Genomic DNA, 23,293 nt, shown 5'->3' on the forward strand with positions numbered 1-23,293 from the left:
ACCCAGCGCTGAAGACGGGAAGTCCTATGCAATACCGTGACGAATTTGCTCTTTATCGTCCCGAACATCTTATTCCCCTGAACCCACGCTGGTGCGCTTCCTTAGGCTTACATGCGACGCAAGTCACTATTCGGAACGGCTATTTCTTAACGCTTGCCCACAACCTTGTCTGCTTGTCTCTGTCGAGCATGCGAAGCCGCTTGACAATGGCCACGCCGTCGAGCAACTGGATGCCAGCCTCCTCAGCCAATTTCTTTGCCGACGGTTCAAGATATCCTGACACAGACCAAATAACGCCTCGACTTATCTCTTGCTCTTGCAGGAGCCTCCCCATCGCGCGAACTTGCTCGGCCTTTACAGCGTGGCCACGGATTCTGCATTGGACGACAGCTACCGGCCTATCGAATCCTGTTCTGTATAACGCAGCGACGACCCCATCGTCGGATGCGAGCGAAACGCTCTTGACGACGAATCCCTTTAACCCGTAATAGCTCACACAAAGCGACTCGAGCCGCTTTGAGTCCAATGGCACCAACGCGTCAAGGGGCCAGATATGCGGTTCGGACGTACCCATCGCCGCCCTCCCGCGATTGGCAGAGTAATCGTCAACATCACGTTGCACTCGCTCGTCATTCTGTTTGCCATCCTCAGAATTCTCCGAACTTCGCGGGTCGAGTGAAGGAGGATTGATGACGCCAGGTGGGGCTCCGCGCGCCGCGCTTCGCGTCTTCTGCAAGCCGCTGGGGTCCCAAAGTGCAAACAGAAACATCGAGCTTACCCACAACAGTTGCCCTGATGCCGGACCGGTGCCTACGCCAAGAGCGCCAGATCCGCCCGCACAAAGGTACGGTCCAAATAGCGTCGTCGCGGCGACGACCGCGATGAGCACAGACGCCCACCATGGCACGATGCGTTTTCCAGTAAAGAGGGATGCAATCGCCAGGACCGGAAGCATATTGCAGAACCAGCGCGGATCAAACATGAGCAGACCGAGCCATCCCATCCCCAATACCCAAGCTCCAACGAGCGGATCGCCCGCACACAGCCACGTAGGAAGCACTAAGGCCCCGCCATATGCGCCTGTTGCGAGCACCACCAGGAAATAGTCCGCGATCTTCTTTAAAGGCTTCATCAATATCTTGCCGATTGGCGCCGTTGATAAGACCAAGGACCGGCTGCGTAACCGGTTACCTCTGGATGGCGAAAAGTGGGGAAAGCTCGCAATCTAACAAGGAAATTCGCATACCAGCGACGCTCGTGGTGGGGTGTCAGAGTTGTACAACACCACGAAACCACTGGGTATCTTCAGCATTGCAAGCCCCGCCCTTGGCTCGCATTTATCGAAGTCGGCGTCAGCTTCTGTGCGTACGCCAGAATAGCTATTTGGCCCGCAATGACCGTGGCACGGACGTCTAATGCGGCTTTGGGAGCAGTCATACGCAAACGGCTCGCCGGATAACAGTTATGGGTCGTTCTGCGCCCTCAACTGGGCCGCAGATCGGCGAAAGGCGTCGGCTCCAATGATTTCCCAGGCGGAGGCCGTGGGAGCCATGCCCTGGGTGCTGTCGCAAGGTCGCCGCAATCCTTGAGTTTGCTGATGCCCGGACGCCATCACCGGAGCGGTGGTGGTCGACAGGGCCCGGAGCAAGTCGCGGCACAATCCGCCACGCGATCCGCCGCTGCTCGCACCAGCCGCGTTGAATTCCCTTCGCAAAAGAACGCGTTGTGCCGGATACGTGCCATGGACAGCCCGGTTGCCGGCGCAGTGGCTGCCGACATTGCGCATGCGCCATGCACGCCCTATAACATCAGTTCGAGTCGAACGAGGGGGTGCAAATGACGACGAAAGCCTATGCCGCGCAGTCGGCCACGACACCGCTGGGTCCCTCCACGATTGCCAGGCCACCGGTGGGTGATCTGGACGTTGCCATCGATATTCTGTACTGCGGTGTCTGCCACTCGGACCTGCATGCGGCGCGCGCCGAGTGGCAAGGCATGCGCTATCCGCTGGTGCCGGGGCATGAAATCATCGGCCGTGTGAGCGCGGCGGGGAAATCGGTCTCCAGGCATCGCGTGGGAGACGTCGTTGGTGTCGGGTGCATGGTTGGGAGTTGTCGCCAGTGCGTTGCCTGCCAGGATGGACTGGAGCAGTACTGCGAGGGGCCGCATGGCTTCCTGCAGACCTATAACGGCTGGCTCGACGGCACTGGCGAAAATACGTACGGCGGCTATTCGGCAGCCATTACCGTGGACGAGCACTTCGTGCTCAGAATCTCGCACCGCGCCGAACAGCTGGCAGCGGCCGCCCCGTTGCTATGCGCGGGCATTACCACGTGGTCGCCGCTGCGGCACTGGGGCGCGGGACCGGGCAAGAAGGTGGGCATCGCCGGCATTGGCGGCCTCGGCCATATGGGTATCAAGCTGGCTCACGCGATGGGGGCGCATGTGGTGGCATTTACCACGTCGCCGGCAAAGATCCGGGATGCGAAGCATCTCGGTGCCGATGAAGTCGTGGTATCGCGCAACCCGGACGAGATGGCGGCGCATGCATCGAGCTTCGATTTCATTCTCAATACCGTGGCCGCGCCCCACGACCTGGATGCCTTTATTCCTTTGCTCAAGCGCGATGGCACGATGACGATGGTTGGCGTACCGGATAGCCCTCATCCATCGCCCGGCGTTGCCAATCTGATTTTCAAGCGGCGTGGCCTTGCGGGTTCACTGATTGGCGGCATTCCCGAGACGCAGGAGATGCTCGATTTCTGCGCACAGCATGGCATCACGTCGGACGTCGAAATGATCGCGATGAAGGATATCGAATCCGCCTTCGAACGCATGAAGAAGAGCGACGTGAAGTACCGGTTCGTGATCGATATGTCGACCATTTAGGTCCGGAGGGGAGGGCGCCCATCATGCTGACGCAGAAGACGAAGGACATCGTAAAGGCCACGGCACCGGTGCTGGCCGAACACGGTTACGACATTATCAAGTGCTTCTATAAGCGTATGTTCGAAGCGCACCCCGAGCTCAGGAATGTGTTCAACATGGCGCATCAGGAGCAGGGGCAACAGCAGCAGGCGCTGGCGCGCGCCGTCTACGCGTATGCGGAGAATATCGAGGACCCTGGCAGCCTTGGCGCCGTGCTGAAGAACATTGCCAACAAGCACACCAGCCTGGGGGTTCAGCCGGCGCAATACCCCATTGTGGGTGAACACCTGCTGGCTGCGATCAAGGAAATCCTGGGCGACGCGGCGACTGACGAGATTATCTCCGCATGGGCCCAGGCCTACGGCAATCTGGCCGACGTCCTGATGGGCATGGAGAGCGAGTTGTATGAGCAATCTGCTGCGCAGTTGGGCGGCTGGACTGGATGGCGTACCTTTGTCGTGCGCGAGAAGCATCCTGAAAGCAGCGTGATTACGTCGTTCATTCTTGAGCCGACTGATGGTGGGCCGGTGGTGAATTTCGAACCTGGTCAGTACATCGGCATTGCGGTGGATGTACCCGCACTGGGCTTGCAGCAAATTCGCCAATACAGTCTGTCGGACATGCCAAATGGGCACAGTTATCGAATCTCGGTGAAACGCGAGTCGGGTGGTCCGCAGCCCCCCGGTTATGTCTCATGCCTGCTGCACGATCATGTCAATGTCGGCGATATCGTCAAGCTGACCGCACCTTACGGCAGCTTTCATATCGACGTTAATGCCAGGACGCCCATCGTCCTGATTAGCGGAGGCGTTGGGCTGACGCCGATGGTCAGCATGCTCAGACGCGCCATTCAGGATCCGCAGCGGCAAGTGGTGTTCGTTCACGGTGCGCGAAACGGCCAAGTACACGCAATGCGCGACCGTCTGCGCGAGACCGCCAAGACACATACCAATCTTGGCGTGATCGTGTTCTACGACGATCCACTACCGGGCGATGTTGCCGGCCGGGATTATGATTTCACGGGGCTGGTCGACACCCGGTCGATCAAGGATTCCATCCTGCTGCCCGACGCTGACTACTATATTTGCGGTCCGATCCCATTCATGCGGATGCAACATGACGCGCTCAAGGATCTGGGTGTGCGTGAGGCGCGTATCCACTACGAGGTGTTTGGCCCGGACTTGTTTGCTGAATAATTTGCTGAATGGCAGGGAACCACCACTCGCGGGCACGATCTCGCGGGACGCAGTCGCCGTTTTCTCACTGATTGGCAAAAGGAGTCATTCAAGATGGCAACGAACACGATCTGCCTGTGGTACGAACACAATGCCGAAGAGGCCGCACGCTTCTACGCCAAGACCTTTCCGCAAAGCAGCCTCGGCGCCGTGCACCGTGCGCCGGCCGATTATCCCGACGGCAAGGCGGGCGATGCCCTGGTTGTCGAATTTACCGTCGTGGGCATCCCCTGTATCGGCCTCAATGGCGGGCCGCATTTCAAGCACAGCGAGGCCTTCTCTTTCCAGATCGCGACCGATGATCAGGAAGAGACCGACCGTTACTGGAACGCGATCGTCGGTAATGGCGGGCAGGAAAGCCAATGCGGCTGGTGCAAGGACAAGTGGGGCATTAGTTGGCAGATCACTCCGCGTGTGCTAACCGATGCACTCGCCAAGGGTGGCGGCGCGGCGAAACGCGCGTTCGAGGCGATGTTGCCGATGAGAAAGATCGACGTCGCCACCATCGAAGCGGCCGTGCGCGGCTAATTACTACCTACTACCGTTCCCACCCGTGGCCCCGATTCCGGGGCGATTAGTCAGCCCGGCGCCACCGACCTGAATCGTGGCGCACGCTGACCCTTTCGTCATTTAGCCGGACTTGCTCCTCATTCACCTTCAGCGCGGTCGAGTGGTCGATGTCGAAGGTGATATCTAGCGCGTGCCTGATATGGGCATCCTCGATGGGAAGCTCCCAGGTCAGGAATATCTGCGTGCAATCCTGATCGGATGGGAAGTCGGCCACATCGAAACCACCGCTGCCGCGTTGAATGACGCCATGCGGCTGGCAGGTATCGAATATCAGAACCGTGCCCCGGGTCAGGGGAATGCGGAGATCCAGCGACGGAAAATGTACGTCCTGCCCTTTGTCCTCGCTCAGGAAGAGATTGCAGAAGGCCGCACCGCCATACTGCTCGCCGTCATGGTGGTATCTCGCACCGCGGCAAGCCATGAGCGCGACGTCACTGGCAGCAAGCACACCGGGCAATCCAAGCGTGCCCGTCCAATCAGACACTGCCTGCACACAGCGCGAGTAGTCCGGCCAGCGCGTTCGCGCTCGTGCCAGAGGCATTACCTCGACATCCCCGGGTTCCAGTGTCATGCGGGACGATATCTCCCTTGCCCAATCCGCCAGCAGACGGGCCGGCGGCTCGGGCACGTCGACCCTGCCTGACAGCACGATGTCGCTCACGCGCCGGGTGCGGATGGCGTCGCCACTCCAGAAATAGGAGATGAGGCCGTTTTGGGCTTGGGAATGTTGGGGGCTGTGGCTCATTTGTAGCAGTGTAATGCGGCGGCGTGGGTCGCCTTGCCAATGCGCTCGTGAGCGGCGCTTGCCGACTCCTTCCCGGTCATTCGCCACCTATACTCGGGACTACGCGGCCGGCTATTGAAATACCTGGGTAGGCAGCAGGCAGCGGCAATAAGAAAGAGGCGCGCGCGGCACCGCGTCTTGACGAATTTGAGATGAGGGAGAAAACCAATGAAGCTCATCCCATTGCCCCTTATTCTGCCCCTGGTTCTGGCGTCCAGTGCCGTGACAGTCACCGTGCACGCCCAGACAGCTATCGCCCCCTCTATCGAATCGGGCTGGATTACGTTCCCGGCGCAAACGCTTAAAGAATCCGGTACCGCGGTACGGGGAGACCTGAAACTGCCGGCCACCTCCCCCTCGACAGAACGTGTTCCCGCCGTCGTCATCATTCATAATTCCGGCGGCCTTCAGGACCGCACCGGCGCAGGGTATGTGAAGGTTCTGAACGATGCCGGCATCGCAACGCTGGAACTGGATCTGTTTCCGCGGGGCAACCGCCCATCCACCACGCGCGAAAACCTTCCCCACACCTTTGGCAGCCTGGTTTTTCTCGCCGCCCATCCGCGCATTGATCCCGCCCGAATTGGAATCATGGGATTTTCCTGGGGCGGCATATTGTCCCTCGTGTCCGCGTCGACCGAGGTTGCCAACGCCTACGTTGCCGCGCCGCCGAAATTCGCCGCTCATTTGGCCTTATACCCTGTCTGCTCTGCACAGTTGGGCGTCGTTCGGGGAACCAGCCGAAGCTACCCGGCGAGTACCTACCAGGCGATGACCGGGGCGCCAGTTCTTATCCTGGCGGCGGAGAAAGATGACTACGACAAGCCGGACTCCTGCCAGCAGTTTCTTGACGCCTTGTCGGAGACTGCGCGCGCTCATATTTCCCTGACCGTCTATCGGGGAGTCGGTCATGGCTGGGACACCCAGGAAAACCGCACCTACATGGATAACGCGGCACGAGAAGGGCGCGGCGGTTATGTCACACATAGCCGCGATGATGCCGTTGCAAAGGAATCGCAAAAAACTGCAGTTCAGTTTTTCACTCAGTCATTTGGTCGTTAGTTTGACGTTGAGTATCGCCGCGCTGGAACGGGTGGTCCGAAACCATGCTCCACGCGACGTACCTTGGCTCTCAACCCGTAACCCGAGGAGTTCTGCCATGAAGCGATTTCCCATTGCTTTCCTGGTCTTGGCGCTGGCCGGATGCGCCACGAACCAGAGCGCGCCAGTCAATACGCAGGCGTCGCGCACAGAAAGCTGCAAGGTCACGTCAGAGCAGGAGATTGCGGGGTTGTTTGATCGATGGAATCGGTCATTGCAGACGGGCGATCCACGCAAGGTGGTGGCCAACTATGCAGAGCGGTCGATTCTTCTTCCGACGGTTTCGAACAAGCCTCGCGTGACCGTCGCGGAGAAGGAAGACTATTTCCAGCATTTTCTGCAGGACCGTCCGTCCGGGAAGATTGATTTCCGCAGTATTGAGCTGGGATGCAATTCCGCCGTGGATTCCGGGCTGTACACATTCACCTTCGCGCGGACGGGAACCGTCGTCAAGGCGCGCTATACGTACGCCTATCGCTGGGATGGCACGCAATGGCTGATTACAAGCCATCATTCGTCGGCCATGCCGGAGAAGACGTAACTTCGGTGCAGGCCCTTCCTTCCTGATGGCAGGGCCTGACGGCTGCCTGCGAGCGACGTATCGAAAACCGTGATCTCAGGCGCCGCCCAGATTCAAAGCTGCTTGCGGTACACGACGAATCCGGACTTGTCTGCGACGGTGTCATATAGGCGCATGGCGGTCATGTTCGTTTCGTGCGTCTGCCAGTACACCCTTCCCGCGCGCAGGGCCCTGGCGCGTGCATAGACCTGATCGATCAGGCTGCGCGCCACGCCTTTTCCTCGTGCTGCCTCGGCAGTGAAAAGATCCTGCAGATAACAGTTCGGATTGAGTTGAATGGTGCTTCGATGCAGTAAGAAATGCGCCAGCCCGATCAACTCGCCGGATTGTTCTGCAACCAGTGCATGCATCGGCTCGTACGCATCAAAGAAGCGTGACCAGGTCGTGAGCGTGATTTCATCCGGCAAGGCAGTCACCCCGTGCCGGCCGTAGAACGCGTTATACCCATCCCAGAGAACTTTCCACGCGGGGAAGTCGTCCGGCTCGACTGCACGGATCTTCACCGGCGCTGCGGATGAATCGATGGTTTGCATTATTTTCCTTTTGCGTTGCTGTGGCCGGCACGCTTCAGGCGCCCGCACTTGGCGGCGGCGCATGGCGTGCCAGGAACCGATCCAGCTGGCCGGCGAACGCCTTGCTGTCCTGTGGGGCATACGGTGCCGGGCCTCCGGTATCCACGCCCGAGCCGCGGAGCTGATCCATTACCTCGCGCATCGTCAAGCGCTCCTGGATATTCTCACGGCTAAACCAGCTTCCTCGCGGATCGAGCACATGGGCGCCCTTGTCCAGGGCAGCGGCGGCAAGAGGTATGTCCGCCGTAATCACGAGGTCGCCGCTGCCGACCAGTTCGACGATACGGTCATCGGCGGCGTCGAAGCCCGCCGGCACTTGAAGCGCCTTGATAAAGCGGGACGGCGGCGTACGCATGTACTGGTTCGCCACCAGCGTCACGCACACCTGGAGACGTTGCGCGGCCCGATACAACATTTCCTTGACGACAACCGGACAGGCGTCTGCGTCAACCAGTACTTGCATCGCGGATTTTCCAATTCAGGTGGGGGGCGCTCATATTACTGCCTGCACGCCTCACGGGTGTCGCAAGTATATGTGGACGACTTGCGGGGACTCTCTCGCAAGGTCGCTCGTCAACGCCTCCGACCGTGATCTAGTCGCAACGCGAAACAAGTATCCCATAAGCCATTTTTCGGCATTAAGTTCAAAAAATATCAAGTTATATCTTATTGCTTCAGCAATATCGATTACTTAAACTCAATTCAACACAACCACAAAAGACCACGGCCGAAAAACGGTCGGGTAGAGACAAATGCTCGGTTCGGAACTCGTCATTCGAGCGCTGGCGCGCCGCGGTGTGACCACGATCTTCAGCCTCTCCGGCAACCAGATCATGCCGCTCTACGACGCCTGCATCGACGCCGGTATCCGCATCGTGCATGTCAGGCATGAAGCCGCGGCAGTGTTCATGGCAGATGCATGGTCTCAGGTGACTGGCGAAATCGGCGTGGCGATGCTGACGGCAGCGCCGGGCATTGCCAACGGGATTGCGCCGCTGTATTCGGCGGCTCAGGCCGAAAGCCCCGTCCTGCTTCTCTCCGGTGATTCTCCGGTGTCGGAAGATGGAATGGGGGCCTTCCAGGAACTGGATCAGGTCGCGATGACGGCGCCGTTGACCAAGTGGTCGAAGCGGGTCACCGATGCGCGCAGCCTGGTATCCACCGTCGACACAGCCATCTCCACGGCAATGACGGACCGGCGCGGCCCCGTTCATCTGGCGCTTCCGTTTGATCTGATGACGCGCGAATCCGGCATCGATGCATTGCCCGGGCAGATACCCGAACTTGCGCCGGTGGCTCCGCCGACCGCAGTCCTCGAGTCGATCGCCGATCTGCTTGGCCACGCCCGACGTCCCCTGATCCTGGCAGGTCCGACGCTCTGTCGCGAACGGAGCCGTGCCGCGCTGCAGTCTCGAAGCCTGGCGCTAGGCGCTCCCATCGTGCCGATGGAAAGTCCGCGCGGCTTGCGTGACCCATCGCTCGGCGCGATCGCGGAAGTGGTCGCCGAAGCCGACCTGATCATCTTGCTGGGCAAGCGCCTGGACTTCACCACCGGATTTGGCCGCGAGAGCGTCTTTGGCAAGGGGGCGCGTGTCGTTGTCATCGATCCGGATGTCGATATGCTGCGCCGGGCCGAAAGGTTGCTCGGTGACAGGCTGGCCGCGCGGTGCCTCTCCGGCATCTCCGTTGCGCTTGACGCGCTGGAGTCCGCTGTGCGCAAGCTGCCCAGCGACCGAGGCGAATGGGTGGCGCGTGTTGCGGCAGCCAGCCTGGAGCGTGGCGCTTCAATCCCGGCGTCGCCATCGGCCATTCATCCGCGCGCGCTGTGCGAGACCGTCAACGCCTTTCTGCGCGATGTGCCGTCACCGGTTCTGGTCTGCGACGGCGGCGAGTTCGGTCAGTGGGCCCAGGCCTTCTGCAATGCGCCGACCCGCATCATCAATGGCATGTCAGGGGCCATCGGCGGTGGTATCTGCTACGCCATCGCGGCGAAGATCGCCCGGCCAGAATCGACGGTGGTCCTGCTGATGGGCGATGGCACCACGGGTTTCCATCTGTCCGAGTTCGACACGGCAGTGCGTGAGCAGGCAGCGATCGTGGCCGTGATCGGCAACGATCTGCGCTGGAACGCCGAGCACGTGATTCAGCAGCGCACCTATGGCGAGGATCGCCTGATCGGTTGCGCGCTGAGCGCATCGGCACGCTATGACGCGGCCGTGGCCGGACTGGGCGGCTTTGGCGCATCGGTCGGGCGTCTGGACGAACTGACGCCAACCCTTCAGGCGGCGCTCGGCAGCCATTTGCCGGCCTGCATCAACATACAGATGGAAGGTCATCCTGCGCCGGTCTTCGCGCGCAACCAGGTTGGCGCGTCAGCGCATTGAACGAAACGGGAGAGAGTGATGGAGGCGACAAAGGCCGCGCAGCGCACGCTTACGGTACGCATTGCCCGCGGCACCGAGGCAGGCAATTTCACGACCTACGAGGTGCCGTGGCGCGAGAACCAGACCGTTCTCGATGTGGTGACCGAGGTACAGCGCCGCATCGAACCGACACTGTCATATCGCTTTGCGTGCCGCGTGGGCGTATGCGGATCGTGCGCGATGACGGTGAACGGCAAGCCGCGCTGGACCTGCCGCACGCACGTCAGTCGGGTGGAAGAGGATGGTGTGATCGTCATCGAGCCACTGCGCAACATGCCCCGTATCAAGGACCTCGTCGTCGACATGTCGGAGTTCTTCGATAAATGGAAGAAGGCCGGCAACACGTTCGTTGGCACGGCGACGCGTCATGACCCACCGGCAGCGGTGTCCCCGACGAGCAAGAAGCGCAAGTTGGCCGATGCCGCCATCGAATGCATCAACTGCGGCGTCTGCTATGCCTCATGCGATGTCGTGGCATGGGACAAGGAATACCTCGGGCCCGCCGCGCTGAATCGCGCATGGACGCTCTTCAACGACGAACGCCATGCCGATCCGAAGGACGTACTGAAGCAGGCAACGTCCGGCAGTGGCTGCAACTCCTGCCACACGCAGGGCAATTGCATGACGCACTGCCCGGTCAGCCTGAGCCCGACCGGCAGCATCGCGGGTCTGAAGAAGAACGCCCTGCTGCAATTCCTGAAGGGAGGCGACTGATCATGGAGCAGCGTCTTTTCGCACTCCAGCGCCTCAGCGCAATGGTCATGGCGCCGTTCGTGCTGGTGCACCTGGGTGTCATTCTCTACGCGGTGCGAGGTGGCTTGACCGCGGCCGAAATCCTCTCCCGCACGCAGGGCAGCCTGCTGTGGATCCCGTTCTATTCGCTGTTCGTGATCAGCGTGGCGGTCCATGTGCCGATCGGGCTGCGCAACATCCTGATCGAGTGGGCGCGCCTGAGCCGTCGCGCCGCATCGGTGTTCTGCCTCTTGTTCGGCCTGTTGCTGTTGTCGATGGGCTTGCGTGCCGTGGCGGCGGTGGGAGGGCTGCTGTCATGAAGTCTCCGCGAAACCACCGTGCCTATTGGGCCTTCCTCGGGCACCGTCTGTCGGGCCTGGCGCTCGGCATCTTTCTGCCTGCGCACTTCTATGTCCTGGGCCTGGCACTGGATCAACAGGCCCGCATGGACGCTTTCCTGAAATTCGCCGACATGGGCGCCGTCAAGTTTGGCGAATGGGGTCTGGTGCTGCTGTTGTCGATTCACATGTGCTTTGGCCTGCGACTGCTGGCGCTTGAACTGCTGCCCTGGAGTTCCACCCGCGACGCGCGCCTGTCGTGGATCAGTTGGGGTGGTGCACTGTCGCTGTGCGTTGGCGTGATCTTTGCCCTGGGAGTCATCTGAAATGCAAATCGAGAACCACAAGACGGACATCCTGATTCTTGGCACGGGCGGGGCGGGGCTTTTCGCTGCGCTGCATGCCAAGAAGGCGAATCCCGCGCTCAAGGTATCCGTGGCGGTCAAGGGCTTGCTCGGCAAGTGCGGCTGCACCCGGATGGTCCAGGGCGGCTACAACGTGGCGCTGTCTACCGGCGATTCGGTCGAACGTCATTTCATGGACACCATCGAGGGCGGCAAGTGGCTGCCGCGCCAGGACCTGGCCTGGCGGCTCGTCGAAGGCGCGATCGAGCGCGTGCGTGAACTTGAAAACGAGATCGGTTGCTTCTTTGACCGCAACCCCGACGGCACGCTGCACCAGAAGGCGTTCGCGGGTCAGAGCTTTGACCGCACGGTGCACAAGGCGGACCTGACCGGCATCGAGATCATCAACCGTCTGATGGAACAGGTGCGGGCCCTCGATGTGGAGGAGCTGGAGGAGCACCGCGCCATCGAGCTGATTCCGGCGGCGGATGGATCGGGCATCTCCGGCGTGCTGTTCATCGACATGCGCCGTGGCACGTATCGCTTCGTTCAGGCCAAGGCGGTGCTGCTGGCCACCGGTGCCGGCCCGACCATGTACCGCTACCACACGCCTTCCGGTGACAAGACCTGCGACGGCCTGGCGATGGCCATGCGCTACGGCCTGAGCCTGCGCGATATGGAGATGGTGCAGTTCCACCCCACCGGCCTGCTCGGTGGCCCGGATACCCGCATGACCGGCACGGTGCTCGAAGAAGGGCTGCGTGGCGCTGGCGGCTGGCTGATCAATGGCAATGGCGACCGCTTCATGACGAACTACGACGCGCGCGGCGAGCGTGCGACGCGGGACGTCGTCAGCCGCGGCATCTATGCAGAGATGCGCGCCGGCCGGACCGGCCCGATGGGTGGTGTGTATATCCAGATGAGCCATCTTGGTCCCGAGAAGGTCGCCAAGTCATTCCCGGGGATGGTCAACCGTTGCAAGGACTGCGGTTTCGATCTCGCTGGCGGGCGCGTGGAGGTGGTGCCCACCGCGCACTATCTGATGGGCGGCGTGGAATTCGACGTGGATTGCAGCACGGCTTCGCCCGGCCTGTTTGCCGCCGGCGAGGATTGCGGCGGCGTGCACGGCGCCAATCGACTCGGTGGCAATGGCGTGGCGAATTCGACCGTGTTCGGCGGCATCGCCGGCGATTCGATGGCCGCGTATGCGAGCGGCGTGCAGCACTGGAAGGAGCCGGACAAGCGCGTGATCGTGAGCGGGATCGATCGTGCCGAGTATCCCTTCTCGAAGACGCCCGGTGCCATCCACGAATTGCGCGATGCGCTGGCGCAAACGATGTGGGACGACGTTGGCGTCCTGCGCAACGAACAGGCGATGCGCCGGGGCCTCGAATCGGTGACCTCGCACAATGCCGCACTGCTGGCCATGGGCGTTCCCGATGGCGACCGCCGATACAACGTCACCTGGCACGACTGGCTCAATCTGCAGAGCCTGGTGGACATGTCGCGCGTGATTACCGTTTCCGCGCTGGCCCGCGAGAACAGCCGGGGCGCGCATTTCCGCGAAGACTTTCCGGAGCCCGGTGATCTGCACAGCAGCCGCTACACCCGCGTGACCGCGGACGGCGACGATATTCGCCTGGAGATGGTTCCGGTGAAGTTCGACATCGTCACGCCGGGCACGTCACTGATTGCCGGCGAGGCCGGTCAACCCCCAAAAATTGCTGCATAGAGGACCGCTACGATGACCATCTCCATCGATCGGGTCGAGGAAGCCGCGTTCGAGATCATGAAGCGCGCCGCGATCGAGATCCCCAAGGACTACAAGCAAGGCATCCAGGCGTTGCAGAAGACCGAGACCGGCAAGCTGCCGCGCTTCGTGATCCATGCGATGCAGGACAACTGGGAAGCCGCGGACGAGGACCGCCGGCCCATGTGCGCCGACACCGGCCTGCCGCGCTACTACGTCAAGGTTGGCAACAACGCCTCGGTGCAGCGTGGGTTCGTTGCCGTCGAGCGCGCGCTGCGCAAGGCCACGGCAGACGCCACGCTGGCGGTGCCGCTGCGTCCGAACCGCGTGCATCCGCTCTGGCGCACCGATAACAACAACAACGTCGGCATCAATGCGCCTGAGATCGAATGGTCATTCGAACCGGAAGCCGACTGGGTCGACATCACGACGGTGCACAAGGGTGGGTTGTTCGGCACCGACTACCGGATGCTGTTCCCGGGTGACGGGATCGACGGTATCAAGCGCTTCGTGCTCGACACCCTGATTGCCTTCGGCAAGCGTGGACTGGCCTGTCAGCCCGCCATCGTCGGCATCGGCTTGGGCGGGTCGAAGGATACGTGCATGCAGCTTGGCAAGCAGGCGGCGTGTCTGCGCGTCGTGGGCGATCGCAATCCCGATCCGAAGATCGCCGAGCTTGAACTCGAACTCATGAAGCTCGGAAACTCGATCGGCATGGGTGCCATGGGCTTCGTCGGCTCATCGATGGTGGTGGACTGCCATATCGAGGTGGGCCACACCCACACGGGCGGCATGCCGATCAGCCTTCACACGTTCTGTCTGTCGTCGCGACGCGCCACGGCCCGCATTCACGCTGACGGCAATATCGAATATCGCACGGACCCCCAGTGGTTCACCCCTTATCTGCGCAGGGAGACGGTCGAATGGTAAGCCCGCAAGACGATGAACTGAAGGTCTTCCACATCAACCTGCCAGCGACCACGGAAGACATCGCCAAGCTTGAGCTGGGGTCGGCCGTCTATCTGAACGGCTTGATCTATACCGCCCGCGAAGGCATCTACAAGAAGGTGCTCGACGAGGGCCTGGAGCCGCCGGTGGACTTGCGTGGGCTCAGCAACGTCAATTTCCACTGCTCGCCGGCGGCGGCGCCCAATGCGGATGGCAGCTACAACGTCGGCGCGGTGACCGCGACGGCCAGCTTCCGGTTCTCCAAATGGATTCCAAAGTGGATGGAGAAAACCGCGTGCCGCATCTTTATCGGCAAGGGCGGCATGCCTGCCGATGACTACAAACGGGTGCTTGCGCCCGGCGGGGCGATCTATCTGACGACCGTTGGCTATGGCACGGGCGCGCTGCTCGGCCGGGGCATCAAGCAGGTGAAAGACGTGTTCTGGCTGGACGAACTCGGCATCGCGCAGGCGATGTGGATGTTCGAGGTCGAAAACTTCGGCCCGTTTATCGTCGAGAGCGACCTGGAAGGCAACTCGCTGTTTGCGCAGCACGCCGAGGTCATCAACGCAGGAATCGAGAAGCTGTACGCCGGCCTCAAGCCTCCCGCTCTGCACCGATACGGCGAGACCGACGATCGCAAGAACGAGGTGATGTAAAGCCACTGCCGCACGACAACAGCCAGGAACACGACATGATCATTGATTTCAGACTCCGCCCGCCGGTCGGCGGCTTTCTCGATACGTTGATGTACTCGGCCGGCGAGCGTCGCGACGGCTTTACCCGAACGGTCGGCTTCGAACCTTCCCCGGCCGCGCAGCAGCAATCGATGGACCTGCTGATGAAGGAGATGGATGAAGCCGGCGTCGACAAGGGCGTCGTGGTGGGACGGCTCGCCGGCACGCTGGGTAGCGTGTCGAACGACGACGTGGCGCGGATCGTGCGGGACTACCCGGGGCGCTTCATCGGTGCCGCGTCGATCGATCCGACGAACCGCGTGGCGGCGTGCAAGACCATTTCGGATGCGGTCGCCAGTGGCTTCAAGGCCATCAATATCGAGCCGGGGTCCTACCCGATTCCGATGTACGCGGACGATCGTCGCCTGTACCCGATCTACGCGCACTGCGAAGACCTGGACGTACCCGTGATCATGATGGTGGGCGGCACCGCCGGGCCGGATCTGAGCTACTCCGATCCCATCCGCACCGATCGTGTCCTGACGGATTTCCCGAAGCTGAAGGTCGTCGTCGTGCATGGCGGCTGGCCCTGGGTGACCGAGATCCTTCATATCGCGTTCCGCCGCCAGAACATGTACCTCTCGCCGGACATGTATTTCTCGCGGATGCCGGGTTGGGAGGAGTACGTGAAAGCCGCGGATTCCTTCCTGGCCGACCGGATGCTGTACGCCAGCTCGTTCCCGTTTTGCCCGGTACGGGACTACAAGCAGTGGTTCGAGACGTTGCCGATCCGTCCCGAGAACATGGAGAAGGTGATGGGCGGCAACGCGCGTCGCTTGCTGGGTCTCTAGGCTCGCGCGCATGCCGATGCGGCAATATGGCGGCGCGGCACGCTATCTGGCGGGCTGAATCCCCATCAAAGGGTCAGACATGGACGTCAAGACGCTTTACACACTGGTAGCCATTGCGGATCGAGGCAGCTTCGCCGTGGCAGGCAACGCCATCGGGTTGACGGTCTCGGCCGTCAGCATGCAAATGCGCGCGCTCGAAGAAGAACTGGGCATGACGATCTTCGATCGCAGCCGCCGACCGCCGGTACTGACAGACGCTGGACTGGCGTTCACGAATCGCGCCCGGGACCTGCTGACGCATTGGGAGAGCATGAGCGCGGCGCTCAAGCGCGAAGCGGCCGGAGGCGTGCTCAAGCTGGGATCGGTCCACACGTGCGTCTCGGGGGTGTTGCCCCTTGCCTTGAAGCGTCTCCACCAGCAGGGACACCGCATCGACGTTCACGTGACCACGGGTCTCACGCACGATCTCGAACGGGCCGTATACCGGCGGCAACTCGATGTCGCCGTCGTCACCGAGCCGGAGATTCCCCGGCTCGACCTTCAGTTCATGCCTTTCTTCAACGAAGAGTTCGTGGTGATCACGCATGCCACCACGCGAGGAGATTCCGACAAGGGTGTGCTGGAAACCACGCCCTACGTGCGATTCAACCGCACGGCGCGGGTCGGGTTGCTGGTCCAGGAGGAAATGGTGCGACGACAGATCGCCGTCCGGTCCACCATGGAAATCGATACGCTCGAAGGCGTCATTGCCATGGTGGCCAATGGTCTCGGATCGTCGGTGGTGCCGGCCCGTGGCGTCGAGAACGAGTTTCCGGCCTCCATTCGCACCATCCCGTTCGGTTCGCCACCACTGATGCGTCGACTCGGGATCCTGGTGCCGCGTGACAACCCCCGCGCCCATCTTTCGAGGTTGCTGCTGGAGGCGCTGACGGCTGTCACGACACCTGCGAGCACACCGGACGATGGCCGCCCGAAGCTGGTGGGCAAGGGGTGATGACGGTGACGACGCGCTGTGCGACGGTCTCGCGACCGATGCGGGCGCTATCCGGATCGCCATGATTTTCCGCGCGCTGATTGGGAATGATGTCTTCCATTCGGAAGACCGGGGCGCATGTTTTCTTGCAGTACGCGATAACAAGTTTTATCGATCACGGTGAATGCAATATCCCATTTCCGTTCGATAGAACCAGAAACTAGGCTCCATAAGAACAAGAAGCAACAGCGCACACAATAGCCGCGAATCATGGCGGCACCACAAAGGAGACAACGATGAAATCACAGGGCACGCGAACGGCCATCGGAGACTGGCTTGAGGGGCTGCAGCAATCGGGGCGGCAATGGCTGCGCCGGAAGCGCCAGCATCCCATCGTGAAGGAGCTGTGCAGGGACGCGGATGCTCCGCGCTACCGCACGTCGACGGCGGTGGCGATGTTTGCGTTCGCGATCGCACCGCTATACATGGTGCCCGCCCAGGCGCAGGAATGGCCGGGCAAGCCGATACGTCTGGTGGTGCCGTTCGCGGCTGGCGGTGCGACCGATCTGCTGGCGCGCGCGGTGGCCGTCGAGCTCGGGAAGCAGTGGAAGCAGCCCGTCGTCGTGGATAACCGGCCCGGCGCCGGCGGTGCCGTGGGCGCCGAAGCCGTTGCCAAGTCGACGCCTGACGGCTACACGCTATTGCTTGCCTCGGGCAGCATGTTCACGGTCAACCCGTTCATCTACCAGAAGCTCCCGTATTCCGCCGAAAGCTTCGAGATGATCAGCAAGATCGCCAGTGGTCCGATGGTGGTGACGGTCAACGCGAAAGTCCCGGCAAAGACGGTGGCCGAACTCGTCAGCTATGCAAAGGCCCATCCCGGAAAGTTGTCCTTCGCGTCGGCAGGCAATGGCAGTCAGGTGCATATCGCCAGCGAGGCCTTTTCCGAAGCCGCTGGCATCGAGGTCGTGCACGTGCCGTACAAGGGTGAGGGCCCCGCCTATGCCGATCTGATGGCTGGAACGGTCGACATGACGGTGGGCAACATCAATGCGATCTCGCCGCTGCTCAAGGGCGGTCGTATTCGCGCGCTGGCCGTGACGGGCAAGGAGCGGTCGACGCTGCTGCCTGATGTGCCGACCGTCGCCGAGGCTGGCCTGCAGGGCTTCACGTTCTATGGCTGGTTCGCGCTGATGGCCCCGGCCGGTACGCCGAAGGAACTGACGGCGAGGATGTATGCCGACCTTGAGAAGGCGACTGCGGAACCGGGCATGCAGCGCTATCTGGCCGCGCAGGGCATGACCAGGACACTAACGCCAACGGGCCGCCTCCCTGAGGAAATTGCCCAGGAGTCCGGTCGCTGGAAGCTGCTGGTGGCGAAACGGAAGATCTCCGCCAATTAGTCGGAACACAAAGGCGCCTGCGGGACATGTGCGGAGGATGGCTCCGGGCGCCGACCTGGCGGTGGAACTACCGTCGCCAGGCGTGCGGGAATCAGGATGCAGTAACGCTCACAACAATACGACCGACAAGCGATGGGGACTGAACACTATGCAGTACTAGGGGCTACCGTTGCCGGGGCCTACACGGTATTTGGACTCACCGGTTTCGGTGCGGCGATGGTCGCCGTGCCAATCCTGGTGCAATTCATCCCACTGCAGTTTGTGGTGCCGATGCTGCTATTGCTCGATCTTGTGACGACCACCATGGTCGGCCTGCGCAACTGGAGCTCTGTCTCTCGCCCGGAACTGTTGCGCCTGCTTCCGTTCATGATGGTCGGCGTGGTGCTGGGCACGACGGTGCTGGCGAGGATCGAGTCACGTTGGCTCCTGGTCGGGCTCGGGTTGTTTGTACTGATCATGACAGGCCGGATGCTCCTTGCCTCCACGGCGCGAACGGAGGCTGCGGCGAAAGGATGGTCGGTACCTGCGGGCGTCGTGGGCGGCGTGTTCAGTGCGCTGTTCGGAACGGGTGGCCCCATCTACACGATGTATCTATCCAGACGACTGCCGCACATCGACCAGTTTCGATCGACCATCGCGGCTGTCATCCTTGTCAGCGCGCTGGCGCGTCTGGTGGCGTTTGCAAGCAGCGGGCTCCTGCAGCAAGGGGATTTGTTGCGCAGCGCCGCAATCGCGATGCCATTCAGCCTCGTTGGCCTGGCGATCGGTTCACGCCTGCGTCGAAGGTTCTCTTCCGATGCCGTGCGTCGCGCGCTTCTGATTTTCCTCTGCGCCAGTGGCATTTCGGTGCTGTGCCGGGGCCTGATGATGCATTGACAGGACCTTTCGCCGGCCACATCGATACGGGACTAACTGATGATCGACTTTTCAGGTTACGGATAGCGAAATCATCTGTTGTACGTGATGACTTGGTTCCTCTAGCCTGAGCGGCTATTAATAAGGGTGTGGCGACGGATTCGAGATCTGCCACGCGAGGGGAGACACGATGGACAAGACTGACACGATCGCGGATGTCGACCACAACCGTCGCCGGGTACTGACGGGTGGCGCGGCGTTGGCTTTGCAAGCCTCACTGGGCCTTACGGCGCCGAACGCGCTGGGTGCCACGCGCACCAGGGAGATGCCTTTCGAAAATGGGCACCGCGAGCTGGTGGCGTTTCCTCAGAAGCGGCCGCTGATCCTGCTGACGAATCGACCGCCCCAGCTCGAGACGCCCTTCGAGGTGTTCGGCGAGAACGTGATCACGCCGAACGATGCTTTCTTCGTGCGTTATCACTGGAGTGGCATACCCACATCGATCGACCCCGCGACGTATCGGCTCAAGATCGATGGACACGTCTCGAAGCCGCTGGACCTTTCGCTCCAGGCGTTGCGACAGCTCGGCGATGCCGTGGACGTTGTGGCCGTCAATCAGTGTTCCGGCAATAGCCGAGGCTTCTTCTCGCCGCGCGTCAATGGCGGCCAGCTTGGCAACGGCGCAATGGGAAACGCACGCTGGACCGGGATTCCACTTCGCGTTGTGCTCGAGCGTGCCGGCGTCAAGCCGGGTGCGGTCCAGGTGAGCTTTGACGGACTGGATCGGTCGCCGCTGGAGACCGGACCGGACTTCGTCAAGGCATTGACGATGGACCACGCGCTGGATGGCGAGGTCATGCTGGCCTGGGCCATGAACGGCAAGGATTTGCCCTTCCTCAACGGCTACCCGCTGCGACTGGTCGTTCCCGGGCACTATGGGACGTACTGGGTGAAACATCTGTCCCACATCGAGGTGCTGGACCGCCCCTTCGAGGGCTTCTGGATGAACCCCGCATATCGGATTCCGGACAATGACTGCGCGTGCGTGCCCCCCGGAACCGCCCCGACCAGCACCGTGCCGATTGGGCGCTTCAATGTTCGCTCTTTCATTACCAGCCACATGAACAATAGTGTGATCGCGGCAGGCCGGGATGTGACAGTGAAGGGGATTGCATTCGACGGCGGCCAGGGCATTTCGGAAGTGGCGTTTTCGGATGATGGGGGCGCAACATGGCAGCCAGCGGTCCTGGGCAAGGATCTAGGCCGGTACTCATTCCGTGAGTGGAGCGTGAAGTTCCGCCCCGTCAGGAAGGGCGTCTATGACCTTCGCGTTCGTGCGAAGAATCGATCGGGCGAGACACAGCCTCTGACAGCGAACTGGAATCCCGCTGGATATATGCGGAACGTTGTGGAGTCCACCAGCGTTGTCGTCAGGTGAATGGCGGAGCCGACCATGAAGATCCAAAAATCCATGCTTGCCGTCGTGACGCTCGTCGCAGTTTCCGTGACAACGTCGGCGATGGCGCTCGAGATCAAGCTTCCGCAAGAAACCGCGAGCTACAACCCTAGCAGTCTGCCCGGATACAACCTGGCCTTGCAGAATTGCATGACGTGCCATTCCGCACAGTACGTTGCCACGCAGCCAACGACGTCTTCCCGAGCCTATTGGGAGGCGACGGTCAAGAAGATGAAGAAGCCATTTGGCGCGCCGCTCAAGGATGAGGACATGCCGGCAATTGTCGATTACCTGGTGAAGACCTACGGTGCGGAGAGAGAGGGCGCCGCATCGCCGGCCACGCCTGCAAATACGAAGTGACGGGCGGCGGCATACGTGCCGCTTCCTTTTTCCCGATAAGGTCGACGAGGAATGTCGAGTGCACGCCGGCGCCGGTTCAAAATCAACCGGCTGTAGCCTGGCAACCGAAACTCGGTTTTAATGCCGCATGCCATCAGCGGTAATCAAACCTTAATGCTTAGCCTCGACGATCTGCGGCTCATTCGTGCGATAGGTGCTGCCCCCTCGCTTGCAGCCGCCGCGCAACGACTTGATCTGACGCCTCCCGCCGTCACAATTCGCCTTCAACGCATCGAGGAGCGCCTCGGCGTGCGGCTGGCAGTTCGACAGTCGAGAGGAATCTCATTGACGGACGAGGGCCAGCGGCTGCATCAGGAAGCCATGGAAATCCTCGAGCGAATGGAAGCCTTGCCTTCGTTCATTTCGGGAAACCAGGGCGAGCTGCGGGGAAAGCTCCGGGTCGTTGCGCCGTTCGGCTTTGGCAGAAAGTATGTTGCGCCCATCGTACGGGAGTTTCATCGCGCGCATGCCAACCTCGAAATCTCGCTTTACCTGTCGGAGAGTCCTCTCGCCGACGCGTCGGGCGCGGACGTGGTGGTGACGATCGGCAAGCTGAAATCGTCGTCGTGGATAGCGCATCCGCTGGCGCCCAACGATCGGATCTTGTGTGCGAGTGCGGCCTATGCCCGTCGGCTGAAAAACCTCGACCATCCGTCCGACCTGACGCGCTTTCCCTGTCTTTGCCTGAAGGAGAACGATGAGGATGTGACGCGATGGCGCTTTCATCAAGGCAACGCCGAAGGCGGCGACGCGCGAAAGGCTGTCACCATCCGTGTCTCCGGCATCCTTTCCTCCAACGACGGCACGATTATTTCCGATTGGGCACTGGCGGGACTGGGCATCGTCGAGCGGTCCGAATGGGATGTCGCGCCATGGATTGCTTCCGGGAAACTTGTCCGCCTGCTTCCGGACTGGAGCTTGCCCGCCGCCCCGGTCATGGCGCTCTTGCCGTCACGTACTGGCGTTTCCATTCGGCAACGCGCGTTCCTGGACGCAGCGCGAAAGGCGCTTTCCCCGCCGCCCTGGCGTCGATGATGTTCAACAGGTGCGCTTTCCCGATGCCGACGCCGTTAAATCGGCGTTAATGCTCCATTAGTCTGACGTTAAGCACGCAGGTCAATCGCGATTCTATAGTTGGGGGCACATGCGATGCCGCATGTCATCTCGTCCCCCAAGCAAGAGGCCCGTACCGTGACCATCGAGACCCTGAACACCCCCGCCGCACTGATCGACATTGGCCGGATGAACCGCAATATCCAGCGGATGCAAGATCATCTGAGCCGCCTTGGCGTCAAGTTCCGGCCGCATGTCAAGACGACGAAGTGCAAACAGGTGGTTGATGCCCAGATTGCAGCGGGCGCGCAGGGAATCACGGTGTCGACCCTGAAAGAGGCGGAGCAGTTTTTCGACAGCGGCATCCGGGATATCGTCTACGCAGTCGGCATGGCGCCGACCAAGCTGGGTCAGGCCCTCGCGCTGCGTCGGAAAGGTTGCGACCTCAAGATCGTTGCCGACAGCGTACAGGCTGCAGAGGCCATCGCAACCTTCGGACGCGAGCATGGCGAGCGATTCGAAGTCTGGATCGAAGTCGACGTGGACGGGCACCGCTCCGGCATTCCGCCCGAGGGCGATGCGCTGATCGCAGTAGGCCGCGCGCTCGTGGACGGCGGGATGAAACTGGGCGGTGTACTTGCGCACGCGGGCTCGAGCTATGAGTACAACACGCGCGAAGCGCTCGTCAGGATCGCGGAGCAGGAGCGCAGCGGGTCGATCAGGGCTGCCGAACGCCTGCGCGCCGCAGGTCTGCCTTGCGATGTCGGCAGTATCGGGTCCACGCCGACGGCACTATCCGCGGAGCATCTTGAAGGTGTGACCGAAGTCAGGGCCGGCGTGTATGTCTTTTTCGATCTCGTCATGCACAACGTGGGCGTGTGCGATACGTCAGACATCGCACTATCCGTGCTGACAACCGTCATCGGCCACCAGGAAGAGAAGGGCTGGGCGATTGTTGACGCGGGCTGGATGGCGATGAGTCGTGATCGTGGCACGCAGCGTCAGCAGCATGACTTTGGCTACGGCCAGGTTTGCACGGAGAACGGTGAGGTCATCGGCGACTATGTCGTGAGCGGTGCGAACCAGGAACACGGTATCGTGTCCCGCAACGGCGAGCCAGACGTGGCCATCGCGAAGACCTTCCCGATTGGTAGCCGCTTGCGGATTCTTCCGAACCACGCTTGCGCAACCGGCGCGCAGCATCCTGAATATCAGGCAGTCCGCGACGACGGCTCGGTTCAAACCTGGCCACGCTTCTACGGTTGGTAAGTCACTGCGCGTGACACCAGAGCGGCGGCTCTGGTGTAAACCCCAAGAAAAA

Annotated in this window: 24 protein-coding genes; 20 read left to right on the forward strand and 4 right to left on the reverse strand. The window is 61.4% G+C overall.

All coding sequences use genetic code 11. The features are described from left to right. Positions 1-139: 139 nt before the first annotated feature. A complete protein-coding gene (locus tag BLR29_RS13720; protein WP_092137552.1) occupies positions 140-1,132 on the reverse strand; it encodes a restriction endonuclease in 993 nt (330 codons plus the stop codon). Positions 1,133-1,836: 704 nt separating this feature from the next. Here BLR29_RS13720 and BLR29_RS13725 point away from each other — a divergent pair. The 3 genes from BLR29_RS13725 (at position 1,837) to BLR29_RS13735 (ending at position 4,691) form a co-directional block, all read left to right on the forward strand. Next, on the forward strand, positions 1,837-2,889 hold the full coding sequence (locus BLR29_RS13725) for an NAD(P)-dependent alcohol dehydrogenase (protein WP_092137553.1): 1,053 nt from the start codon (positions 1,837-1,839) through the stop codon (positions 2,887-2,889). A 23-nt stretch (positions 2,890-2,912) separates the two neighbouring features. Further along, on the forward strand, positions 2,913-4,124 hold the full coding sequence (gene hmpA, locus BLR29_RS13730; protein WP_092137554.1) for an NO-inducible flavohemoprotein: 1,212 nt from the start codon (positions 2,913-2,915) through the stop codon (positions 4,122-4,124). Positions 4,125-4,217: 93 nt separating this feature from the next. After that, on the forward strand, positions 4,218-4,691 hold the full coding sequence (locus tag BLR29_RS13735) for a VOC family protein (protein WP_092137555.1): 474 nt from the start codon (positions 4,218-4,220) through the stop codon (positions 4,689-4,691). 46 nt (positions 4,692-4,737) lie between these two features. Here the strand turns inward: BLR29_RS13735 and BLR29_RS13740 are convergent, their stop codons facing one another. Next, a complete protein-coding gene (locus BLR29_RS13740; protein WP_092137556.1) occupies positions 4,738-5,478 on the reverse strand; it encodes a hypothetical protein in 741 nt (246 codons plus the stop codon). Positions 5,479-5,685: 207 nt separating this feature from the next. Between BLR29_RS13740 and BLR29_RS13745 the strand changes: the two genes are divergently transcribed. Then, positions 5,686-6,579: a dienelactone hydrolase family protein gene (locus tag BLR29_RS13745; RefSeq protein WP_092137557.1), complete on the forward strand. Its 894-nt coding sequence runs from the start codon at positions 5,686-5,688 to the stop codon at positions 6,577-6,579. A gap of 97 nt (positions 6,580-6,676) precedes the next feature. Continuing rightward, entirely contained in the window at positions 6,677-7,159 is a 483-nt protein-coding gene (locus BLR29_RS13750; RefSeq protein WP_092137558.1) for a DUF4440 domain-containing protein, read from the forward strand. A gap of 92 nt (positions 7,160-7,251) precedes the next feature. On the opposite strand, the gene BLR29_RS13755 is transcribed toward BLR29_RS13750, so the two are convergent. Then, positions 7,252-7,731, reverse strand: coding sequence for a GNAT family N-acetyltransferase (locus tag BLR29_RS13755; RefSeq protein ID WP_092137559.1), 480 nt, complete (start codon positions 7,729-7,731; stop codon positions 7,252-7,254). A gap of 34 nt (positions 7,732-7,765) precedes the next feature. Continuing rightward, complete coding sequence (locus BLR29_RS13760) at positions 7,766-8,233, reverse strand: YaiI/YqxD family protein (protein ID WP_092137560.1); 468 nt, start codon at positions 8,231-8,233, stop codon at positions 7,766-7,768. 289 nt (positions 8,234-8,522) lie between these two features. Between BLR29_RS13760 and BLR29_RS13765 the strand changes: the two genes are divergently transcribed. From BLR29_RS13765 to BLR29_RS13835, 15 genes are all read left to right on the forward strand, one after another. Then, a complete protein-coding gene (locus tag BLR29_RS13765) occupies positions 8,523-10,154 on the forward strand; it encodes a thiamine pyrophosphate-binding protein (protein ID WP_092137561.1) in 1,632 nt (543 codons plus the stop codon). 18 nt (positions 10,155-10,172) lie between these two features. Beyond that, positions 10,173-10,907, forward strand: coding sequence for a succinate dehydrogenase/fumarate reductase iron-sulfur subunit (locus tag BLR29_RS13770; RefSeq protein ID WP_092137562.1), 735 nt, complete (start codon positions 10,173-10,175; stop codon positions 10,905-10,907). A 2-nt stretch (positions 10,908-10,909) separates the two neighbouring features. Beyond that, positions 10,910-11,245, forward strand: a complete 336-nt coding sequence (locus BLR29_RS13775; RefSeq protein ID WP_092137563.1) for a succinate dehydrogenase — start codon at positions 10,910-10,912, stop codon at positions 11,243-11,245. Next, positions 11,242-11,589, forward strand: a complete 348-nt coding sequence (locus BLR29_RS13780) for a succinate dehydrogenase/fumarate reductase transmembrane subunit (RefSeq protein ID WP_092137564.1) — start codon at positions 11,242-11,244, stop codon at positions 11,587-11,589. Before BLR29_RS13775 ends, BLR29_RS13780 begins: the two co-directional genes overlap by 4 nt. 1 nt (position 11,590) lies before the next feature. Continuing rightward, positions 11,591-13,339 (forward strand): L-aspartate oxidase, encoded by a 1,749-nt coding sequence (locus tag BLR29_RS13785; protein WP_092137565.1) that lies wholly within the window; start codon positions 11,591-11,593, stop codon positions 13,337-13,339. A gap of 12 nt (positions 13,340-13,351) precedes the next feature. Then, positions 13,352-14,287 (forward strand): fumarate hydratase, encoded by a 936-nt coding sequence (locus BLR29_RS13790; protein WP_092137566.1) that lies wholly within the window; start codon positions 13,352-13,354, stop codon positions 14,285-14,287. Continuing rightward, positions 14,281-14,964: a fumarate hydratase C-terminal domain-containing protein gene (locus BLR29_RS13795; RefSeq protein ID WP_092137567.1), complete on the forward strand. Its 684-nt coding sequence runs from the start codon at positions 14,281-14,283 to the stop codon at positions 14,962-14,964. The genes BLR29_RS13790 and BLR29_RS13795 overlap by 7 nt, the downstream gene beginning before the upstream one ends. A gap of 35 nt (positions 14,965-14,999) precedes the next feature. Next, on the forward strand, positions 15,000-15,833 hold the full coding sequence (locus tag BLR29_RS13800) for an amidohydrolase family protein (RefSeq protein WP_092137568.1): 834 nt from the start codon (positions 15,000-15,002) through the stop codon (positions 15,831-15,833). A 79-nt stretch (positions 15,834-15,912) separates the two neighbouring features. Further along, complete coding sequence (locus BLR29_RS13805; protein WP_092137569.1) at positions 15,913-16,827, forward strand: LysR family transcriptional regulator; 915 nt, start codon at positions 15,913-15,915, stop codon at positions 16,825-16,827. A gap of 275 nt (positions 16,828-17,102) precedes the next feature. Next, positions 17,103-18,209, forward strand: coding sequence for a Bug family tripartite tricarboxylate transporter substrate binding protein (locus tag BLR29_RS13810; RefSeq protein WP_092137570.1), 1,107 nt, complete (start codon positions 17,103-17,105; stop codon positions 18,207-18,209). Between the two features lie 132 nt (positions 18,210-18,341). Then, complete coding sequence (locus BLR29_RS13815) at positions 18,342-19,085, forward strand: sulfite exporter TauE/SafE family protein (RefSeq protein ID WP_092137571.1); 744 nt, start codon at positions 18,342-18,344, stop codon at positions 19,083-19,085. Positions 19,086-19,254: 169 nt separating this feature from the next. Then, complete coding sequence (locus tag BLR29_RS13820; protein WP_092137572.1) at positions 19,255-20,502, forward strand: SorA family sulfite dehydrogenase catalytic subunit; 1,248 nt, start codon at positions 19,255-19,257, stop codon at positions 20,500-20,502. 15 nt (positions 20,503-20,517) lie between these two features. Beyond that, a complete protein-coding gene (locus BLR29_RS13825) occupies positions 20,518-20,880 on the forward strand; it encodes a SorB family sulfite dehydrogenase c-type cytochrome subunit (protein WP_255371229.1) in 363 nt (120 codons plus the stop codon). Positions 20,881-21,033: 153 nt separating this feature from the next. Continuing rightward, positions 21,034-21,954 carry a LysR family transcriptional regulator gene (locus BLR29_RS13830; protein WP_092137573.1) on the forward strand — a complete coding sequence of 307 codons (921 nt, stop codon included), beginning with the start codon at positions 21,034-21,036 and terminating at the stop codon, positions 21,952-21,954. A 156-nt stretch (positions 21,955-22,110) separates the two neighbouring features. Beyond that, on the forward strand, positions 22,111-23,241 hold the full coding sequence (locus BLR29_RS13835; protein WP_092137807.1) for a DSD1 family PLP-dependent enzyme: 1,131 nt from the start codon (positions 22,111-22,113) through the stop codon (positions 23,239-23,241). The last annotated feature ends 52 nt before the right edge of the window (positions 23,242-23,293 follow it).

This window comes from Cupriavidus sp. YR651 (assembly GCF_900101625.1).
GTDB lineage: Bacteria > Pseudomonadota > Gammaproteobacteria > Burkholderiales > Burkholderiaceae > Cupriavidus.

Coding starts and splice junctions, on each gene's coding strand:
- BLR29_RS13760 (WP_092137560.1), bottom strand. CDS start 8,233: ATGCAAGTACTGGTTGACGCAGACGCCTGTCCGGTTGTCGTCAAGGAA.
- BLR29_RS13725 (WP_092137553.1), top strand. CDS start 1,837: ATGACGACGAAAGCCTATGCCGCGCAGTCGGCCACGACACCGCTGGGT.
- BLR29_RS13825 (WP_255371229.1), top strand. CDS start 20,518: ATGAAGATCCAAAAATCCATGCTTGCCGTCGTGACGCTCGTCGCAGTT.
- BLR29_RS13765 (WP_092137561.1), top strand. CDS start 8,523: ATGCTCGGTTCGGAACTCGTCATTCGAGCGCTGGCGCGCCGCGGTGTG.
- BLR29_RS13720 (WP_092137552.1), bottom strand. CDS start 1,132: ATGAAGCCTTTAAAGAAGATCGCGGACTATTTCCTGGTGGTGCTCGCA.
- BLR29_RS13790 (WP_092137566.1), top strand. CDS start 13,352: ATGACCATCTCCATCGATCGGGTCGAGGAAGCCGCGTTCGAGATCATG.
- BLR29_RS13745 (WP_092137557.1), top strand. CDS start 5,686: ATGAAGCTCATCCCATTGCCCCTTATTCTGCCCCTGGTTCTGGCGTCC.
- BLR29_RS13735 (WP_092137555.1), top strand. CDS start 4,218: ATGGCAACGAACACGATCTGCCTGTGGTACGAACACAATGCCGAAGAG.
- BLR29_RS13775 (WP_092137563.1), top strand. CDS start 10,910: ATGGAGCAGCGTCTTTTCGCACTCCAGCGCCTCAGCGCAATGGTCATG.
- BLR29_RS13770 (WP_092137562.1), top strand. CDS start 10,173: ATGGAGGCGACAAAGGCCGCGCAGCGCACGCTTACGGTACGCATTGCC.
- BLR29_RS13800 (WP_092137568.1), top strand. CDS start 15,000: ATGATCATTGATTTCAGACTCCGCCCGCCGGTCGGCGGCTTTCTCGAT.
- BLR29_RS13810 (WP_092137570.1), top strand. CDS start 17,103: ATGAAATCACAGGGCACGCGAACGGCCATCGGAGACTGGCTTGAGGGG.
- BLR29_RS13805 (WP_092137569.1), top strand. CDS start 15,913: ATGGACGTCAAGACGCTTTACACACTGGTAGCCATTGCGGATCGAGGC.
- BLR29_RS13820 (WP_092137572.1), top strand. CDS start 19,255: ATGGACAAGACTGACACGATCGCGGATGTCGACCACAACCGTCGCCGG.
- BLR29_RS13815 (WP_092137571.1), top strand. CDS start 18,342: ATGGGGACTGAACACTATGCAGTACTAGGGGCTACCGTTGCCGGGGCC.
- BLR29_RS13785 (WP_092137565.1), top strand. CDS start 11,591: ATGCAAATCGAGAACCACAAGACGGACATCCTGATTCTTGGCACGGGC.
- BLR29_RS13780 (WP_092137564.1), top strand. CDS start 11,242: ATGAAGTCTCCGCGAAACCACCGTGCCTATTGGGCCTTCCTCGGGCAC.
- BLR29_RS13740 (WP_092137556.1), bottom strand. CDS start 5,478: ATGAGCCACAGCCCCCAACATTCCCAAGCCCAAAACGGCCTCATCTCC.
- BLR29_RS13830 (WP_092137573.1), top strand. CDS start 21,034: ATGCTTAGCCTCGACGATCTGCGGCTCATTCGTGCGATAGGTGCTGCC.
- BLR29_RS13795 (WP_092137567.1), top strand. CDS start 14,281: ATGGTAAGCCCGCAAGACGATGAACTGAAGGTCTTCCACATCAACCTG.
- BLR29_RS13750 (WP_092137558.1), top strand. CDS start 6,677: ATGAAGCGATTTCCCATTGCTTTCCTGGTCTTGGCGCTGGCCGGATGC.
- hmpA (WP_092137554.1), top strand. CDS start 2,913: ATGCTGACGCAGAAGACGAAGGACATCGTAAAGGCCACGGCACCGGTG.
- BLR29_RS13755 (WP_092137559.1), bottom strand. CDS start 7,731: ATGCAAACCATCGATTCATCCGCAGCGCCGGTGAAGATCCGTGCAGTC.